Raw genomic sequence first — 19,488 nt, 5'->3', positions numbered from 1 at the left:
TGACATATTGAAACACCACTATGTTTGAATAGCGCATGATGTTTTTTTAATAATTGATAACGTGTATGAAGAGCAAATTAATTTTATTAGCAGGACTAGTTTCTAGTACCGCAATGGCGGCAAATGAGCCAACGAACTTGTCTGTTGGTATGGCTGTCGATCAACAGTTGAGTGTTGTTGTTGAGTTAGATAATAAGTATCGCGGCATTATCGGTAACGATGGTATGGCGTTTGATTACATCGCTAAACGTGGAACATTCGATCAAAACATGCCTGTGACCTGGTATGTTGGCGTTGGTGGTTGGTATGAGTGGGATGATGAGTTTGGCGTGCGTGTACCTCTCGGTGTGAACTGGGATTTATCACGCGGCTGGGATCTTTATGGTCAAATACACCCAGAGCTAGATCTTTACAAAGGTGCTGACTTACAACTTGGTGGTGCCGTTGGCATCAAATACAGTTTCTAGAATAAAAGAAACATAAAAAAACGCCGGTAAATACCGGCGTTTTTTATGTTTGGAATGCAATACTGCTATTGTTTATCCATGGCTCGCTTGATACAAACGGCAGCGCCGCCCCAAGTGATACCTAAACCAATAACCATCATAATAATTGCGCTGATTGTCATTTCGCTGTCTCCTTGCGATTCACTGCGTTAATCACTAGACCAAAGATAAATAGTGCGGCGATAAGTGCCCAGCCTACAGTTAGATCATAACCACCGTAGCCTTCAGTAAATAAAGCATAAAGCTTAGTTGCTAAGATAATGGCGAGCATAATCGGTGTTACGAAGCGTAAACAGATCTCAAACCATTGACCAATAGAGAAATCAGAGCGCTCATTTACGTAATTACGCACTTCAGGCACGCGTTTCAATAGCCACGCCATCAATACAATCTCAACCAAGCCGCCTACCATAATGCCAACGTTGTTTGCGAAGTGGTCTACTAGGTCTAGCAGCAATAGACCGCCATTTGTTGCGAATGCCATAGAAACCACAAAACCAGTTCCGATTACAACGTTTGCAGCTTTTTTTCGGCTCCACTTTAGCTTATCGATGATGGCGGATGTTACGGCTTCCATGATAGAAATGTGCGAACTTAGACCAGCAACCACCAGTGCAAAGAAGAACAGAGGACCAAGAATATATGGTGCGGGTAATAAGTTAATTGCCGCAGGTAAAGTAACAAAAGCAAGGCCAACGCCTGCAGATACCACTTCTGTTAGCGGTTTACCTTGTTCTTGAGCCATGTAACCCAAGACAGAGAAGATCATAATACCAGCTAGGATGGAGAAGCCACAGTTGATCAACACGGTCATAAACGCGTTATTCGTGATGTCTGACTTTTCTGGCAGATAACTAGAGTAAGCCAGCATGATCGCGAAGCCGATGCTTAGGGTAAAGAAGATCTGACCGTACGCAGCTGCCCATACTTTCACATCCCAAATTTTGCTGAAATCGGGTTCAAACATGTAGTTAACGCCATCCAAAGCTCCTGGCAAGAAAACCATACGTCCGATTAAAAAAATCACCATCAAAAATAGTATTGGCATCATGATTTTAGATGCGCGCTCAATCCCTGATTTCACGCCTTTGGCAATGGCGGTGTAAGTAATAGCCCAAGCAATCACCATAGATAAGGCAATTTTCCATTGAATACTGCCTAAGTCTGTTGGTGAGTTATCACCTAACTTTAGGTACTCACTAAAGAAAAATGCGTTTGTATCGGTTCCCCAACCTTGAGTGAACGACAACCCAAAGTAAGAAATTGACCAACCGATAACTGCAACATAGTAAACGGCGATAACTGCTGCAACACCAACTTGGAACCAGCCAAGCCATTCAAATTTAGAATGAATTTTCGCTAGCGTTTTTGGTGCTGAGCCTCGGTACTTTTGTCCCATACTGAACTCAAGGATCATAAATGGAATACCGGCCGTGATCATGGCGAAAATGTAAGGAATAAAAAATGCGCCGCCACCGTTTTCATAGGCCATGTATGGAAAACGCCAAATGTTTCCCAAACCGATAGCAGACCCGACTGCTGCTAAGATGAATCCCGCTCGGGATCCCCATTGTTCTCGCTTCATATTTGACTCCTATACGACTCCCTGAGGAATGAAGCTCTCTCCGTAACACAGTAATATTTGCGCAAACCGTTGGAAGAAAGGACCGCTGTTATCCATCAGCTTTTCTATCCTTAATTCTAGCTTATTATAATTTTATAGAGCTATATTCTGGTTACTGTGAGAGAAAGTAGATTATTAATCTTAAAGTTTTGATGTGTGTTTGATAAAACTGAAATATTTATCTGTTTTCACTAATCAGACTAACTTCTAATAATACTTAGCGCAATAGAATCTAAATGTTAACTCAGGTGCGTTGTCTGGTTTTAATCTTGTTAAATTTGAGTTTGATTATGGTTTTGTGTGGGGGATTGGTTGGTTGTATGGAACAAATGACTAGAATCCAATAATCGACTTGGTGTTTAAAACTATTTTGATGAACTAGGGCGTACGGCTATCTTTTGCGCACCCCGCTAGAGAATGCTTCGTTACTTTTCTAAGCGATGATGTTTAGATGATATTTTCTATCTGCTTTGTGTAGGACTCGCCCAGCACTCTTTGTGGCGAGTCCTACGAAGTGAAGTGTACAAAAAATTAGAAACGGAAACTAAAACCAATATTTGATTGGAATTGGTTCATCCAATCGGTATCGAACTTAATGATGCAGTTTGAGCCGTCATTAGGTAGGGTGCAGGCTCCAGAGGTATCGTTATCAACGACCGTTCCCAACCATCTTAATTGGGCTGTCAACGCAAAGTTCTTTGAAAACTCATATTCCAGCCCTGCAAAAGCGCTCGCCGAAAATCCGTATTTTTTGTCTACCCAATCAACATCGGTGTAAGAGGCTCCCAAGCCAACACCAATATAGGTTTGCCAGTTTTCTGCAACAGGGTAGTACATGCTGCTTTGAAATTGCAGGTAATGGATATCTGCCGAATTTGATAACTTTTCAAGTTCTGTTGATTGGTTGGAGTAAAATAATCCAATTCTTCCTTTCTCAAAAGGCGTCTCGATTGAAAGTGCGTAGTTCACTGCGGGATCGAGGTCGTATGTATTGCCACCTTCGTCTTCTACTTGACCGCCACCTGTATAGCCTATGAATGGAGTAACGATAATATTGGCTTGTGCACTTACCGCGGTGCTGAGCAGTATGCTTCCTACCAGCCAGCTGAGTTTTTGGTTCATGTCCTATCTCCTTATTATGACTAAGCTAATTGTGATGGGTTAGTCAAAATTGCGCGACTAAATTAAGCAAATCTTGAACATATTTCACACTGGTGTTATTAATTTGTTACATATTAAGGAGGTGTTTATGGAACACGATCTAAAATCCGCATTAATCATCGTGGTGACTGTTTTTGCAGTACTTTTGTCGTTTGGTATCATTGCGATTACAACGGCTTAAGATAACTACTTTTACCAAGTGTTTTAACAAAATGGCGTGAGCCTATGATACGTAACAGCGGTATAATCACAGAAAGCCATACTGAGCTTGATGTTAAAGTTTATGAGCATTTCAGGCATGGAAAAACTGCTTTAGTCACGCAAGGTGGAGGGCAGAGAGGGATTTTTACCGCTGGCGTATTAGACGCATTTTTACTTTCCAACTTTGATCCTTTCGATGAATTCTACGGTACCTCTGCTGGGGCACTCAATTTATGCTCTTACTTATGTCGTCAACACGGTATGGGCAAAGCTTTTATTACCGAGCTGACAACGTCTCCTGAATTTTTTAATCTGTTTCGTTATATTCGAAAGCAGCAGTACTTGGGTTTAGAGTGGGCGTTAGAGCGGATTCAAGATTTCCCTTACAAGCTTGATCTTGATTTAGGCCGCAGTGCACTAGGAGGACGAGGTGCGTTTGCAGCGGTAACAAATGTAGAGACGCTATCGGATCAATATTTACCAATCTTGGGTGACACGTGGTTTAACACCATGTTAGCAACATGCGCGATTCCTAAGTTGTACCACGGACCTGTCGACGTTAATGGCAATAAGTTTGTTGATGGTGGTGTGTCGGCTTCTATCCCTGTTCAAGAAGCGTGGCGTCAGAATGCTCGCAACATTATTGTCATCCGAACAGAACCGTTCTCGGAGATTGAAGCGAGAGCGCAAAGTGAAGTAGGGGATGTGCCTGTCGAGTGGTATCGAGAGTCTATTAATTCGGTGCAGCAATCATGGCAGCAAAAAGTGAATCGATGGAAGTTGGATTGGGCTTCGTTCTTCCAACAAAAAATTAATGCCGCCCATCAATCGAAGCTTGCCGGAAAAATGCTATTGAATGGAGGCCGTTGGTTGTTCGGTGCTGATAATTTGTATCGTTTAAGCCATTTAATCGGTGAGAATTTTGACTCAGGTTTAGCCGACATGCTGATGATTCACTATCAAACATTTGAGCTCACTCAGGCCTTTATATCTGCTCCACCTGACGATACTTTCATTTTACAAATCGCGCCTAAAGAGGGGCTTCGTTCTTCTTCTTTGTTAAGTGACCAAGAATCACTAGAGCATGATTATCAACTCGGACTTCAGGCGGGGTTTAATCTGGTTCAACTCTATGACCAACTGAATATTGAAATTGATGGCAGAGAGAGTGCATAACCTTTTGTATTAACGACATAAGCTAAATACAAAGTGAAGTGTAAATAAATGAGGCTCCGTTTTCGGAGCCTCATTCGTGTGCGTACCTAATCTCTGTGGTTAATAGGGTTAGGTATAAAGGTTATGCTTGCAGAATTCTCATGCAGTTGGTTGAACCAACGACATCCATTACATCGCCTTGAGTGATCATGACTAAATCACCCTTGTGCAAGAACCCTTGTTCTTTAAGGCTGGCAATCGCAGCTTGAGCTGTCGGTAAACCTGCATCACTTTTTGACTCGAAATATACCGGTGTCACGCCTCGGTATAGTGCAGCTCGATTGAGCGTGGATTCATTGCGTGATAAGGCAAATATTGGTAAGCCAGAGCTTAAGCGAGACATCATCAACGCAGTCCTGCCGGACTCTGTTAACGAGATCATCGCTTTAATTCCTTCCATGTGATTCGCAGAGTACATGGTTGCCATTGCGATGGTTTCTTCAGCGGTTTCGAAGGTGCGATCTAATCGATAAGTGGATAGGCTTGCCTCAGACATTTTTTCTGCGCCCACACATACCTCGGCCATGGATTTGACCGTTTCTACAGGGTGTTTACCTGCTGCGGTCTCTCCAGACAGCATCACGGCGTCAGTGCCGTCTAGAACCGCATTGGCCACGTCCATCACTTCAGCACGCGTCGGCATCGGGCTAGTAATCATGGACTCCATCATTTGTGTCGCAGTAATCACGATGCGGTTTAAGCTGCGTGCGCGGCGAATCAGCTTTTTCTGGACGCCAATAAGTTCAGGATCGCCGATTTCTACCCCCAGATCGCCACGCGCTACCATCACCACATCGGATGCGAGAATAATATCGTCAATAGACTCATTAGTCGCGACGGTTTCTGCTCGTTCGACTTTAGCCACCAACATGGCTTCGAGGCCTGCATCTCTGGCTAGGCGTCGAGCGTAATGCATGTCTTCGCCGTTACGCGGGAACGAAATAGCAAGGTAGTCCACTTGAATTTCTGCGGCGGTAAGAATGTCGGCTTTATCTTTCTCTGTGAGCGCATCGGCTGACAATCCGCCGCCTTTTTTGTTGATCCCTTTATTATTAGATAGTGGACCACCAACAATCACACGGGTATGAACTTTATTGCCTTCGACGCTGGTGACTTGCAGTTGAACGCGTCCATCATCGAGTAACAGAATGTCGTTTGGTGACACATCTTGCGGCAGTTCTTTATAATCTAGCCCTACGGACTCTTGGTTGCCTTCACCTTTTGGTAAATCACTGTCTAATGTGAATTTATCGCCCACATTTAACATGACTTGGCCGTCTTTAAAGGTCGATACGCGGATTTTAGGGCCTTGCAAGTCGCCGAGGATAGCAACTTGACGCCCAAGCTTTGCCGCAATAGTACGGACTTTTTTGGCGCGTTGAATGTGGTCTTCACTGGTTCCATGTGAGAAATTCATACGGACAACGTTTGCACCGGCTTTGATGATCTCCTCAAGTACATTGTCCTTATCCGTTGAAGGACCAAGCGTGGTGACAATTTTTGTTCGTCTTAGTTTGGAAGTCATAGATTCTCCGATGAATGTATGTGTAAAGGTAACTTGAACTCTATCCCTACTTTCCTCAATCGCTCTCAAGGTCTGCCTCGTTGCTGAGCCCACACCTTAAAGCTGCTTGAGTATAAGTATATGCACAGAATGTTTACATTAAGAGTAATCCCGGTAAAACAGACAGATATTCCATAGGCTTCAGCCTCTATTGGAGAGAATGCGCTGTTGTAACAGGAGTTGCTTCATAATTTAGTGAATAAAAATAAGTTATTTTTCAAACAATTTAACAGGAGTAGATTCTTCGTTATTTGATTGAATACACAAACAAACAGGTTTATACGTGATGCTTGTCACGGGGATTTATTAATTCACTTCACAATTAGTTCGCAAAGTAAAAAAATTGTCTCGTTATAGAATTTCGGAGTGCAAGATGTACATGGCTCAACCGGGCCATATTGATCATATCAAACAGGTCAATGCTGGTCGTGTATATAAACTAATTGACCTAAAAGGTCCTATTTCTCGAATTGATTTGTCCAAGCAGAGTGAGCTTGCTCCTGCCAGTATCACCAAAATCACTCGAGAATTAATTGAAGCGCACTTGATTCATGAAACCACAGTACAAGAAGCGACGAGTCGTGGTCGACCTGCCGTCGGTTTGCAGGTCAATAACGAAGGGTGGCAATTTCTGTCAATGCGTTTGGGGCGAGGTTATTTAACTATTGCTCTGCATGAGCTAGGTGGCGATGTGTTGATCGATACTAAAATCGAGATACACGAACGTGACCAAGACGATGTGCTTGAGCGTCTGCTCTACGAAATTGATGAATTCTTCCAAACTTACGCGGATCAACTTGACCGTGTTACCAGTATTGCAATTACGCTGCCTGGCCTTGTAAATTCAGAGCAAGGTGTCGTGCTGCAAATGCCTCATTACAATGTCGAAAATCTTGCTCTTGGACCAGAGATATATAAAGCAACAGGCTTGCCAGTTTTCATTGCCAATGACACGCGAGCTTGGGCATTAGCAGAAAAGCTTTTCGGCCATTCTCAAGACAATGACAACTCTGTTCTTATCTCTATTCACCATGGTTTAGGTGCCGGCATCATTCTGGATGGGCGCGTTTTGCAAGGCCGTCACGGTAATATTGGTGAGCTTGGACATATTCAAATCGACCCAAATGGAAAACGTTGTCATTGTGGCAACATTGGTTGTTTGGAAACCGTTGCCAGTTCTCAAGCGATTCGTGAAGAAGTCGTAAGAAGAATTGCTGATGGCGAAGACTCTATTCTTGCTGAACAAGAAGAAATGAGTATTGAGAGCATTTGTGAAGCGGCAGCGAACGGTGATCCGTTGGCAGTTGATGTGATTGAAAAGCTTGGACGCTACTTAGGTTCCGCAATTGCTATTGTGATCAACTTATTTAACCCTGAGAAGATCTTGATCGGTGGTGTGATTAACCAAGCAAAAGATGTACTTTATCCTGCGGTGCGTCGCTGTATCGAAGAGCAGAGTTTACCGGTTTATCACCAAGATCTTGAGCTGGTGGAATCTCGTTTCTATAAGCAAGCAACAATGCCTGGTGCCGCGTTGATCAAGCAAGCGTTGTACGATGGTCAGTTATTGATGAAGGTTGTGGAAGGCTAATTGCTTCAAACATGATGAAGTGCTTAGGTGTCGAGCCTATACATTTTTAGATGATTTAGGGTGAGGCTTAACAGCTCACCCTTTTTGATCGCCTATTACTAGAAGGTGAATTTGAGTTGTGCTGCATTGCTATATCTGCGCCATTCATGTAATTTCCTAAAAAGCTCAAGTAAATAAACCCAAATGGCTTTCAATGTGTAGAGTGACTTTGTGTCTGATACAAATAGAAGGGAAGTAATACGCTGAAACCGTTGTACTTTCAAGCCATGCTCGAAAAACAAATATCTTAAGGTTATTTGGGCTTAGAACCTTGATGTGTCTGTATTGATTTTGAGTAAAAATAAGAATTATCCATAATTTAGGTAGTAGTATGTCCGGAGTGTTAAATACGGTTGACCAGCGTACGAACTTGGTTGGTGAAAACCGACTAGAGCTTCTGCTGTTCACTTTAAATAGTCGCCAATTGTTTGCGATTAATGTGTTCAAAGTGAAAGAGGTCATCAAGCTGCCACCGTTAACCAAGCTTCCTGGCTCACACTACAACATTCGTGGGGTCGCTTCTTTACGAGGTGAAGCAGTGCCAGTGATTGATTTGCGTGGCGCGATAGGTTTCCCAGCTTTGCGTGGTGAAGTGGAAGAAGAAAACTTGATCGTGACAGAGTACAACCGCACGGTGCAGGGCTTCTTAGTCGGTCCGGTTAAAAACATTATTAATACGGCATGGACTGAAATTCAGCCGCCTCCTTCCACGTCTGGTCGCTCGAATTACCTCACAGCTATCACGCAAATCAAAGAGGGGGATGCCTCTCAAATTGTCGAAATTATTGACGTTGAAAAAGTTTTAGCAGAGATCGTGCATTACGACGTCACGATTTCAGCGGACATTCTGGATCAAGAACTTGCCCAAGCAATGGTCGGGCGTAATGTTCTGATTGTGGATGATTCCTCTACAGCTCGTAATCAAGTTCGCGATACGCTTTCTCAATTGGGTATGAATATCATCGAGTGTCGTGACGGCCTAGAAGCGCTAACGGTTTTAAAACGCTGGTGTGATGAAGGGAAAGACGTGGAAAAAGAGCTGTTAATGATGATTACGGATGCTGAAATGCCTGAAATGGACGGTTATAAACTGACTCATGAAGTGCGCCAAGATCCACGTATGTCTAAGTTGTTTATTACGTTGAACACCTCTCTGAGCGGCAGCTTTAATGAAGCCATGGTACAAAAAGTAGGCTGTGACCGCTTTATATCTAAATTCCAACCGGATCTGCTGGTTGAAGTTGCTCAAGACCGATTACGTCAGATGCTTTCTAAAAGTGCATGATTAGATATAGTGAAATCAGAGGGGGAGCAGCTCTCCCTCTGATTTTTAACCCCTCGCTTATTAATATCTCTGTACTAATGAAAGTCGCGAGATTTACTTTGTAGATTATTCAAATAGTGCGTGCAATCAATTAACTTGCCAGCAATAACGTGCGTGACTTCTCCCTCTCTTTCAAGAATGCCTTTCACCATTAATACTTTAGCGCCTAAATACGCTTGCTTTTGGGCTCGTGCTGTCGCTTGCCAAACGACCACATTAATGTTGCCTGTGTCATCTTCTAACGTAAAAAATGTCACGCCAGCGGCGGTGCCTGGAGATTGTCTTCCCGTTACCACGCCTACCACTGTGACCAATGACCTATGTGGTTTCTCTGCCAATTGCCTCATGCGGGTAAAATGAGGGAGTTTGCCCGTTTCTTCTAATAATTTAATCGGATGGCGGCTAAGAGATAGTCCTGTGCTCGCGTAATCCTCAATTAAATTTTCATATTCAGAGGGCTGAGTTTGGTAGCTAACACCAGGTTCTTCGACCTTGTGAAACAATGGTAGGTCAGATAAGGAATCCATTGCTGCCCAGCGTGCGTTATAACGATTCCCCGATAGGATCTGAAATGCATTGGCTGAAGCCAATAATTCAATGTCACTTCGGCTTCTTAATATCTGCTTTACTTCTTGAATCGAGCGGTAACCATTAAGTGGTTTGCGCTCAATAAGCCTTTGCGAACTTTCTGCGTTAAAGCCTTTCACCAAGCGAAAACCAAGTTGCACGCCGAGCCTGCCATTCGGACGTGAGACGAGATGATGCTGATATTTTGAGTGATTGACGCACACCGGCAATACTTCGACGCCATGTCGGCGGGCATCTTGTACTAATTGCGATGGGCTATAAAACCCCATTGGTTGGCTGTTCAACAGTGCAGTGTAAAATTCTGCTGGGTAATAATATTTTAACCATGCAGAACAATATGCCAGCACTGCGAAAGACGCTGAATGGCTTTCAGGGAAGCCATACTCACCAAAGCCGCAAATCTGATCGAAAATGCGCTCAGCAAACGCTAAGCCATAACCTCTCTCTTGCATACCATTGATCAGTTTTGGCCTGAATTTAGCGAGATCGCCATTCTTTTTCCATGATGCCATTGCTCGACGGAGTTGATCGGCCTCGCCGCAGCTAAACCCAGCTGCTACCATGGCTAACTTGATTACTTGCTCTTGGAAAATAGGGACGCCCATAGTCCGCTCCAGAACGCTTTTTACTTCTTCCGATGGATAACTGACTGGCTCTTTTTGATCTCGTCGTTTTAAAAAAGGATGCACCATATCACCCTGAATAGGGCCTGGACGAACAATTGCAATTTGAATCACTAAGTCGTAATAACAAGCAGGCTTTAGGCGAGGAAGCATGCTCATTTGTGCACGAGATTCAATTTGGAATACGCCTATCGTGTCAGCTTTTTGGATCATGCGGTACACGTGTGGATCATCTTGTCGGCGAGTGATCTCGGAAATCGAGAGGGATCGCTGGTGATGTTTCTCGACCAGTTGAAAGCACTTTTTGATGGCGTTTAACATGCCGAGTGCGAGCACATCGACTTTTAGTAGCTTCAAGCTTTCTAAATCGTCTTTATCCCATTGAATGATAGTGCGATCTTCCATCGAGGCATTTTCAACAGGTACCAACTCATATAAAGGGCCAGATGAAATTACAAAGCCACCTACGTGCTGAGATAAATGGCGTGGGAAGCCAATGATCTCGTTGACCAATTGGATAAACTGCTGCCCTTTGAGAGATTCTGGTTGTAAGCCAAGTTCAATAATTTGAGCTTGCCAGCCTTGGCTGCGATCTCGGCGATTAACGTTCTTAATGAAAAAATCTAATTGGGTCTCTTCAATCCCTAGCGCTTTACCGACTTCACGCACGGCACTTTTAAAGCGATAGCTGATCACTGTTGCAGCAAGTGCTGCACGCTCACGGCCATATTTTTTGTAAATATATTGGATAACCTCTTCACGGCGCTCGTGTTCAAAGTCCACATCAATATCCGGCGGTTCCTTACGTTCTTTACTGATAAATCGTTCGAATAAGACTGCGATTTGTCGAGGGTCGACGGCGGTAATTTCCAGGCAATAGCACACCACAGAGTTTGCGGCGGAACCTCGACCTTGGTAAAGAATGCCTTGTTGTTTCGCGAACATTACGATGTCATGGATGGTAAGGAAGTAGTAGTGGTATTTCAGCTCTTGAATAAGCGCAAGTTCATTCTCGATGGTTTGATTGACTTCTGCTGGCACGCCTTCAGGAAAACGCAGCTTTTTACCACGCTCGACTAACATACGTAAGTAAGAGTCGGGTGTATAACCATCTGGGATCAGCTCGGTAGGATATTCGTATTTTAAATCGGAGAGCTTAAACTCGCATAAATCGGCGATGTAAGTACTTTCTTCCAGCCATTCTGGTTTGTAAATCCGAACCAGTTTTTTAAAAGGACGAAGCGCTCGTTCTGTATTCGAAATACGATCAAAACCGAGTTTATCGACGCTACACCCATGTTTTATAGCGGTAAGTACATGCTGTAATGGCAAGCGTTCAACATCATGCATGAGAACGCCTCCGCAGGCAGTTATAGGTAATTGAAATTCATGTGCTAACTGCTCGCAGTGCGCAATGTACTCAGTATCGTTGTTACTCAAATGGCGCTGAATCGCTACCCACAAACGATTAGCGTGGTGTTGATTGAGCCAGCGTCCCCAATAGTGGTCACTCTCTTGATGTGTGGGCAGCCACAATACCAAGCAATGTCGAATCGACATCAAATCCCATTCGAACAGTTGATAGTTGCCTTTTTCACTTCGTCTTCTTGCGTTTGTGATGATACGACACAACTCGGCATAAGCCTTGCGACAAGGGCAAAGCAGTACGATTTGGCATTCATCATTTAACCAAAACATACTTCCAACGATTTGTTTGATATCGAGTTTATGTTGTTCGATGGTCGCATGGGCTTTGACAACGCCCGCGACCGAACATTCATCCGTTATGGCTAGAGCTTGGTAGCGATAGAAAGCAGCTTGGAGTACCAGCTCTTCTGCATGAGAAGCCCCAGTCAAAAAAGAGAAGTTAGACTGACAAAATAGTTCCGCGTAACTCATAATGACCCAACAAAAATAACTGTCGATTTAACAAAAATAGCCATGAAGAAACCAGTGCTTGTGCTGATCGCGAAATATCCATAACCAGCGGCCTTGCTTGGTGTGTGCAATGTAGTAATCACGCATGATCTCATCACCATCCCACCATCCAGAAACGATTCGCTCAGGTCCGTGGACCAAAGATACTTGCTCTTGCAATGCAATGGGAGTGGGCAATTGCATTGCGGGGCGTAGTATGGAGGGTATGGCGTGCTCCTTTTCATCTGGAGCATCAGCAGGGCGATATTGACTGGCCTTTTCTGGTCTAGGATCGCAAGCGATGTTGGGTTTTAACACAGCACTTTTCCCCAATTTAGCTTGCAGTAAAGAGAGCAGTTCTAAAGCATTCATGTTCCCTTTTTGCCCAGCAAAGAGATCGCGTGATGCACTAAGAGGCTCACCTTGACGGACGACTTTTAACGTTAGCCCTGTGACTGGGCCATTGAGCGAGAGTGACTCTAAGCTTAAACTCGCTAACTGCTGCCAACGCTGACATAGGTAATCACCTTGCGCAGAAGTGAGTTGAAGGTGTTGCTCTTGTTTCTCACGCTGGTGGAGTGTTAAACACAGCTCAAAAGCGACCTTATCTCTTAATTTAAGAAAGGTTTCGAGTTGACGAAGTAACTTGGCCAGCGGCTTTTCAATCCACTGAACGTTTTCGAACTCAAACAGCAGTTCTAAATAAACTTGGAAGGGTTCGGTCGGGTGATAAAAGTCGACAGGATGCTTAAACTGCCCAGTCAGTCGACCAACGTAGTTCACCAAATCGATATCAAAGCGTCGTGCGATGTCTTGCAACGGCAGTTCAAGTAACCCTTTTAAGGAAGTAACGCCTACGCGGTGCAGCTTTTCAACCATAGAGCTCGATAAATCGGTTAGAGGCAGAGGTAATGGGAATAACATTTGTTCGATAAGAGGTTTGTCGTCACTAAGAACATTTGCTCCTGCCAATGCCATTAACTTGGCTGACAGAGGTGAAAAACCACAACCAAATTGAAAGCTTAACTGCAGTTTAGTTAAGTGAGCACTGACTTTATTCCAGTAATTGTCCAACCCTTCATATAGGGTGAGCATCGGTGTGGCACGTAGCAAAATACCTTGGTTTGGCATCAACACAACGTCAGATGTGATCAAATACAACCACTGAGCTACCTCTTGTAATTTATTTAATTCGGTTTGTGGATGATAAGGATGCACTTGTAAATCTCGACACAAGGACGCAGCACTGCCTAAGCCCATACCAGGCTTAATGCCTTGTTGTTCGGCAATCTCGTTGTATTGAATAATCTGGCAACGTTGGCTTTCGACAATCACCACGGGTTGATCTTGGTTATCACCAAAGAGTGCGTCTAGCTGTAGGCGAGGGAAGTGCAAGTAAATCCACAAAGCCATATCACTAACCTTGGTTCGCCAGTGGGAAATTGACCACAGTCGAGTGCAGAGTTTTAGATGATGGTTTCACCAGTTGCGGGTAATGGTGTTGGAAGCCGATACTAACACTACCTCTATTCCAGCCTCCTTTCCTTTTTAGTACTTCAACATTAATCCCTTGCTCGTCACCTTTCAGTTTTAAACTGAGTGACACAGGCAAAGACAAGCGGTTGATAGTCTCTGTTTTAAGCATAAAAAGAGGGCAAGTACCTTGTTCACTCGCTACCTGTAAGCGTTTCACTTGATGTATTTCAAGCTCTTCTTGCCATAACAAAACATTACTGCATACCCCACTTTTCAGACATTGCTCTGCAGCCCAAAGAGCATCTTTGGGGTGAGTTGGATTAACGACCCACACTTGGTTTATATCCAAACAGATGTAGTGTAAGAACAGAGAATTCACTAACGCGGGAGGTTGAATAAATGCAGTCACACCATTGGTCTGAGTGGCTTTTAAATAAGGAGCGAGCAAACGCAATTCACCAATACTACCAATAGATTCCATCTCCACTACGCCATGAGGTGGAAAGCCTCCGCCGAGCAAATCATCTAATTCAGAAAACCCGGAACTAGTCCGCAATTGCTGAGGATCTGTTTTCGTTAAATTTGCTTGCCAAACAAGGTGTTGGCTTTTTAAGTGCTGAATAATATCTTGCATAATAAATACCTGTATGTATGTACAGTATATTTCTGTGGGAGAAAGTCGCAAGATTTTTATGAAGAGAGAAATGAAAAAAGGCAGCGTTTGCTGCCTTTTCAATCAATTATGTGAGGTAACCTGAATGAGTTATTTACGCTTCGGTTGAGCGTCGATGCACTGACCGTTCACATCGGTAACCGCAGGATCCATTAAGTGCAAATATAGCGGCATGATATCCAGTGGCGTTTTGAGAGTATTTGCATCTTCACCCGGATATGCTTTTTCACGCATGCGAGTACGAGTGGCACCAGGGTTAATTGCGTTAACGCGGATCGGTGTATCACTCAGCTCGTCAGCTAAAACTTGCATCATGCCTTCTACGGCAAATTTAGAGATAGCGTATGGCCCCCAGAATGCGCGGCCAGAGTGGCCGACGGTCGAAGAGGTAAAGATAATACGCCCAGCTTCTGATTTACGCATCACAGGCAGTAGTGCTTGAGTCATTAACACTTCTGCTTTCACGTTGATCTGCATGATATCGTCGAAATCTTCCTCTTTGATTTGATCAAATGGACACAGCGAACTTAAGACACCTGCGTTGTGTAATAGGCCATCCAAACGACCAAACTGTCCTTCGATTGTCTCTGCCATATCAATGTAATTTTGCTTAGTTGCGCCCTTGAGATCCAGAGGAATGATAGCGGCTTGTGGATAGCCAGCTGCTTCAATCTCATCATAGATAGATTCAAGGTTTTGCACATTTCTACCCAAAAGAATAACAGTTGCACCGTGCTCGGCATAAGAAAGCGCGGCTTGACGGCCGATGCCATTACCAGCGCCAGTAACAAGAATGACTTTACCTTTTAGAGCATCAGCTGAAACGGAGTAGTTCACGGCGATAAATCCTTATTATTGTAAGAGGGTCCATGATAGTTAATTGACGCTAAAAAACGCCTGTTTCTCAATGGAAAATCTTGGTAATCGTGACAAGATGGTTACAATACACCAATTCATGTGTTATACCAATTCCAGAACTTTCGTTAGGTATGCTATCAATCAGAACAAGTGGTTACAAACCGCGCTGCCTTCTCGCTGATGTTTCTGCGTAACATACTAACGTCATCTGAAATGAGATAAAGGAGCTCTCGTTGGAATTTTTATTAGATTATGGTCTGTTTCTGGCCAAAATTATCACGGTGGTTGCTGCGATAATTGTTCTGCTCATTATTGCAAAATCGGCTGGTGGCAAATCGGGTGCGGCGAAAGGGGAGTTAGAGATTACCAACCTTTCAGAGCAACACAAACAATCTGTTGAACAGTTAGAGCATCATTTGCATGACGATGCTTTCATCAAGGCTCGAGATAAAGCCGTCAAAAAAGAAGAAAAAGAGAAGAACAAATCTCGCGAGAAAGAAATCAAACAAGCGAGCAAAGACGGTTCATTAGATAGCAAGCGTGAACCACACCTATTTGTTCTTGATTTTAACGGTAGCATAGATGCAAAAGAAGTCGCGTCTCTACGTGAAGAGATCACTGCTATTTTGGCTGTCGCACGTGAAGGTGATGAAGTATTACTTCGTTTAGAATCTGGCGGTGGTATGGTTCATGGCTACGGCCTTGCCTCTTCTCAACTGGACCGAATCAAAGCTGCGGGTCTTCCTCTGACTATCTCTGTTGACAAAGTTGCGGCAAGTGGCGGTTACATGATGGCATGTGTAGCAGATAAGATTGTTTCTGCACCATTTGCAATTGTGGGTTCTATTGGCGTTATCGCACAAATTCCTAACTTCAACAAACTGTTGAAGAAACATGACATTGAGTACGAACAACTAACCGCGGGTGAATATAAACGCACGCTAACGATGTTTGGTGAGAATACCGATAAAGCGCGCGATAAGTTTAAGCAAGAGCTTGAAGAAACACATGTCTTGTTTAAAGACTTTATTCGCGAGCGTCGTCCTAGTTTGGACCTAGACAAAGTAGCTACAGGTGAGCACTGGTTCGGTACACAAGCGAAAGAGCTTGGTTTGGTGGATGATATTAGTACATCTGATGATATCGTTGTTGCGGCATGCAAAGATAAAACCGTACTTTCTGTGCATTATGTGCAGAAGAAAAAACTGGCAGACAAGCTAGCAGGTGTCGCGGGCAAAGTTGCTGACAGTGTGATCTTAAAGTTAGCTGAGCGTGGTCAAAAACCGATTGTTTAATCGAACCTAAGATCATGACATTTGAAACGGCGAGGGTGGAAGCTCTCGCCGTTTTTGTTGAACCTTATGTTTATTGATGAATCCAATTGCGCATTAGGTGTAATGCTTTACACGACATTTTTCCTCGCTCCAAAGGGCGATTACCCGTATAATGCGCGCCTCGAAAACCGAGCAAATTGCTGAAAAGAAACTATAGGTGGAGAAGAACATGTCCTCTCAAACTCCGGTTGTAACCGTAGATGGACCTAGTGGTGCAGGTAAAGGCACTTTATGTATGTTGCTGGCGAAAAAGTTGGGTTTCCAACTCTTAGATTCTGGCGCAATTTATCGTGTACTTGCACTCGCTGCGATTCACCACGGTGTCGACACAGAGTCAGAAGACGCACTTGTCCCACTGGCAACACACCTAGACGTTCAATTTATCGCAGAGGGTGACTTAGTTAAGGTCGTTCTAGAAGGCGAAGATGTGTCAGGGGAGCTTCGCAAAGAAGAAACGGGTATGGCAGCATCTAAAGTTGCGGCTCTGCCACGTGTTCGTGAAGCATTATTACGTCGTCAGCGTGCATTTGAGGCCGCTCCGGGCCTAGTGGCTGATGGTCGTGATATGGGCACAATTGTATTCCCAAGTGCACAAGCGAAAATCTTCCTTGATGCGAGCGCAGAAGAGCGTGCAAATCGACGCCTTAAACAGTTGCAAGAGAAAGGGTTAGATGTTAAATTTGCTGACCTTTTAAGCGAGATCCAAGAGCGTGACGACCGAGATCGTAACCGCCCAGTGGCGCCACTACGCCCTGCTGAGGATGCGCTTGTGCTAGATTCTACGTCGATGACTATCGACGAAGTAGTAGAAAAGGCACTACAATATATCGAATCGAAGCTAGCTGAGTAATGATACTCGGCTAGACTAAGAGCGTTGGTCGCAAGGATGATGACTGGCGAATTTAATAACCCCATGCGGTAGGATACCCGTGGACGTTTAATTTATTGAAGATTAACTAAATGACTGAATCTTTTGCTCAACTCTTTGAAGAGTTTCTAAACGAAACAGAATTCCAACAAGGCAGCATCGTTAAAGGTACTGTAGTAGCTATCGAGAACGGTTTCGTTCTTGTTGACGCTGGTCTTAAGTCTGAATCTGCTATCCCTGCTGAACAGTTCAAGAACGCTGCTGGCGAACTTGAAGTTGAAGTTGGCGCTGAAGTAGACGTAGCTCTAGACGCTGTTGAAGATGGTTTCGGTGAAACTCAACTTTCTCGTGAGAAAGCTAAGCGTCACGAAGCTTGGATCGTACTTGAGAAAGCTTACGAAGAAGCTGAAACTGTTGTTGGTATCATCAACGGTAAAGTTAAAGGCGGTTTCACTGTTGAACTAAACGGTATCCGTGCTTTCCTTCCTGGCTCTCTAGTAGACGTACGTCCAATCCGCGACACTGCTCACCTAGAAAACAAAGAGCTAGAGTTCAAAGTTATCAAACTTGACCAAAAACGTAACAACGTAGTTGTTTCACGTCGTGCTGTTATCGAATCTGAAAACAGCGTTGAGCGTGACGAGCTTCTAGAAACTCTACAAGAAGGTTCTGAAGTTAAAGGTATCGTTAAGAACCTTACTGACTACGGTGCGTTCGTTGACCTAGGTGGCGTTGACGGTCTTCTACATATCACTGATATGGCTTGGAAGCGCGTTAAGCACCCATCTGAAATCGTTAACGTTGGTGACGAGATCCAAGTTAAAGTTCTTAAGTTCGACCGTGAGCGTACTCGCGTATCACTAGGTCTTAAGCAACTAGGCGAAGATCCATGGGTAGCAATCGCTAAGCGTTACCCAGAAGGTCACAAACTAACTGGTCGCGTAACTAACCTAACTGACTACGGCTGCTTCGTTGAAATCGAAGAAGGCGTTGAAGGTCTAGTTCACGTTTCAGAAATGGATTGGACTAACAAGAACATCCACCCTTCTAAAGTTGTTAATGTTGGCGACGAAGTTGAGGTTATGGTTCTTGAAATCGACGAAGAACGTCGTCGTATCTCTCTAGGTCTGAAACAGTGTAAAGCTAACCCATGGCAGTCATTCGCTGAAGCACAAGCTAAAGGCGACAAAGTTACTGGTAAGATCAAGTCTATCACTGACTTCGGTATCTTCATCGGTCTAGAAGGCGGCATCGACGGTCTAGTTCACCTATCTGACATTTCTTGGAATGTTGCTGGCGAAGAAGCTGTACGTGAGTACAAGAAAGGCGACGAGATCTCTGCAGTTGTTCTAGCAGTAGACGCTGAGCGTGAGCGCATCTCTCTAGGCATCAAGCAAATGGAAAACGACCCATTCAATGCTTACGTTGCTGACAACAAGAAAGGTGTTCTAGTTAACGCTACTGTAACTGCTGTTGACGCTAAAGGCGCTACTGTTGAAATCGCAGAAGGCGTTGAAGGTTACATCCGTGCTTCTGAAGTATCTCGCGATCGCGTAGAAGATGCTTCTCTAATCCTAAGCGCTGGTGATGTTGTTGAAGCGAAGTTCACAGGTGTAGACCGTAAGAACCGCGTAATCAACCTATCTATCAAAGCTAAAGACGAAGCTGACGAGCAAGAAGCAATGGCATCTATCAACAAGCAAGATGACAATGCATTCGGTAACGCAATGGCTGACGCTTTCAAAGCTGCTAAAGGCGAATAATATACTCGCTTAAGCAAAAAAGGAGCCGCAAGGCTCCTTTTTTATATTTGAGCATATTTAAGTAGTAATACTAATGACGGTAAACTATCTTAATAAAAGGCATTTCTTCATTGCGCATTTTGCATAAAATTTGTCTAGAATTGTCAGCAAGTGTTTGTTGGAA

The 19,488-nt window shown here is 44.0% G+C and carries 16 protein-coding genes; 8 read left to right on the top strand and 8 right to left on the bottom strand.

The genetic code is table 11. From position 1 onward, the window contains the following. The first annotated feature begins 65 nt into the window (after positions 1–65). A complete protein-coding gene (locus tag CBX98_RS15785) occupies positions 66–467 on the top strand; it encodes a hypothetical protein (protein WP_005396996.1) in 402 nt (133 codons plus the stop codon). A 65-nt stretch (positions 468–532) separates the two neighbouring features. Here the strand turns inward: CBX98_RS15785 and CBX98_RS15780 are convergent, their stop codons facing one another. From CBX98_RS15780 to CBX98_RS15770, 3 genes are all read right to left on the bottom strand, one after another. Continuing rightward, positions 533–628, bottom strand: coding sequence for a MetS family NSS transporter small subunit (locus tag CBX98_RS15780; protein ID WP_005372963.1), 96 nt, complete (start codon positions 626–628; stop codon positions 533–535). Next, positions 625–2,091, bottom strand: a complete 1,467-nt coding sequence (locus CBX98_RS15775) for a sodium-dependent transporter (RefSeq protein ID WP_005398219.1) — start codon at positions 2,089–2,091, stop codon at positions 625–627. Before CBX98_RS15775 ends, CBX98_RS15780 begins: the two co-directional genes overlap by 4 nt. A 570-nt stretch (positions 2,092–2,661) precedes the next feature. Beyond that, positions 2,662–3,252: an outer membrane beta-barrel protein gene (locus tag CBX98_RS15770; RefSeq protein WP_047010036.1), complete on the bottom strand. Its 591-nt coding sequence runs from the start codon at positions 3,250–3,252 to the stop codon at positions 2,662–2,664. 127 nt (positions 3,253–3,379) lie between these two features. On the opposite strand from CBX98_RS15770, the gene CBX98_RS15765 reads away from it, so the two are divergent. Together CBX98_RS15765 and CBX98_RS15760 are read left to right on the top strand one after the other, a co-directional pair. Next, positions 3,380–3,472, top strand: a complete 93-nt coding sequence (locus CBX98_RS15765; RefSeq protein WP_005372970.1) for a YnhF family membrane protein — start codon at positions 3,380–3,382, stop codon at positions 3,470–3,472. 44 nt (positions 3,473–3,516) lie between these two features. Next, on the top strand, positions 3,517–4,668 hold the full coding sequence (locus CBX98_RS15760; protein ID WP_005398215.1) for a patatin-like phospholipase family protein: 1,152 nt from the start codon (positions 3,517–3,519) through the stop codon (positions 4,666–4,668). A gap of 121 nt (positions 4,669–4,789) precedes the next feature. On the opposite strand, the gene pyk is transcribed toward CBX98_RS15760, so the two are convergent. Then, complete coding sequence (gene pyk / locus CBX98_RS15755) at positions 4,790–6,232, bottom strand: pyruvate kinase (RefSeq protein WP_109169741.1); 1,443 nt, start codon at positions 6,230–6,232, stop codon at positions 4,790–4,792. A gap of 412 nt (positions 6,233–6,644) precedes the next feature. On the opposite strand from pyk, the gene CBX98_RS15750 reads away from it, so the two are divergent. Both CBX98_RS15750 and CBX98_RS15745 read left to right on the top strand, forming a co-directional pair. After that, on the top strand, positions 6,645–7,862 hold the full coding sequence (locus tag CBX98_RS15750; RefSeq protein ID WP_005398213.1) for an ROK family protein: 1,218 nt from the start codon (positions 6,645–6,647) through the stop codon (positions 7,860–7,862). A gap of 370 nt (positions 7,863–8,232) precedes the next feature. Next, complete coding sequence (locus tag CBX98_RS15745) at positions 8,233–9,186, top strand: chemotaxis protein CheV (RefSeq protein WP_109169740.1); 954 nt, start codon at positions 8,233–8,235, stop codon at positions 9,184–9,186. Between the two features lie 74 nt (positions 9,187–9,260). Here the strand turns inward: CBX98_RS15745 and CBX98_RS15740 are convergent, their stop codons facing one another. From CBX98_RS15740 to CBX98_RS15725, 4 genes are all read right to left on the bottom strand, one after another. After that, positions 9,261–12,335: an error-prone DNA polymerase gene (locus CBX98_RS15740; protein WP_109169739.1), complete on the bottom strand. Its 3,075-nt coding sequence runs from the start codon at positions 12,333–12,335 to the stop codon at positions 9,261–9,263. Positions 12,336–12,362: 27 nt separating this feature from the next. After that, complete coding sequence (locus tag CBX98_RS15735; protein WP_109169738.1) at positions 12,363–13,766, bottom strand: DNA polymerase Y family protein; 1,404 nt, start codon at positions 13,764–13,766, stop codon at positions 12,363–12,365. Positions 13,767–13,770: 4 nt separating this feature from the next. Next, positions 13,771–14,463 (bottom strand): translesion DNA synthesis-associated protein ImuA, encoded by a 693-nt coding sequence (gene imuA, locus CBX98_RS15730; protein WP_109169737.1) that lies wholly within the window; start codon positions 14,461–14,463, stop codon positions 13,771–13,773. A 129-nt stretch (positions 14,464–14,592) separates the two neighbouring features. Continuing rightward, the gene (locus tag CBX98_RS15725; RefSeq protein ID WP_046874431.1) at positions 14,593–15,339 is read right to left on the bottom strand and encodes a YciK family oxidoreductase; all 747 of its coding nucleotides are present in this window, start codon (positions 15,337–15,339) and stop codon (positions 14,593–14,595) included. Positions 15,340–15,593: 254 nt separating this feature from the next. Between CBX98_RS15725 and sohB the strand changes: the two genes are divergently transcribed. The 3 genes from sohB to rpsA all read left to right on the top strand — a co-directional run bounded on the left by sohB (position 15,594) and on the right by rpsA (position 19,325). Further along, the gene (sohB, locus tag CBX98_RS15720; RefSeq protein WP_005385819.1) at positions 15,594–16,655 is read left to right on the top strand and encodes a protease SohB; all 1,062 of its coding nucleotides are present in this window, start codon (positions 15,594–15,596) and stop codon (positions 16,653–16,655) included. Positions 16,656–16,863: 208 nt separating this feature from the next. Further along, positions 16,864–17,544, top strand: a complete 681-nt coding sequence (cmk, locus tag CBX98_RS15715) for a (d)CMP kinase (protein ID WP_005397113.1) — start codon at positions 16,864–16,866, stop codon at positions 17,542–17,544. A gap of 110 nt (positions 17,545–17,654) precedes the next feature. Then, entirely contained in the window at positions 17,655–19,325 is a 1,671-nt protein-coding gene (rpsA, locus tag CBX98_RS15710) for a 30S ribosomal protein S1 (protein WP_005385817.1), read from the top strand. The last annotated feature ends 163 nt before the right edge of the window (positions 19,326–19,488 follow it).

The sequence above is a fragment of the Vibrio sp. T9 genome (assembly GCF_003123985.1).
Lineage (GTDB): Bacteria > Pseudomonadota > Gammaproteobacteria > Enterobacterales > Vibrionaceae > Vibrio > Vibrio diabolicus.
Note: the sequence above shows the minus strand (reverse complement) of the source record. Positions and strands in the feature narration are given on the sequence as shown.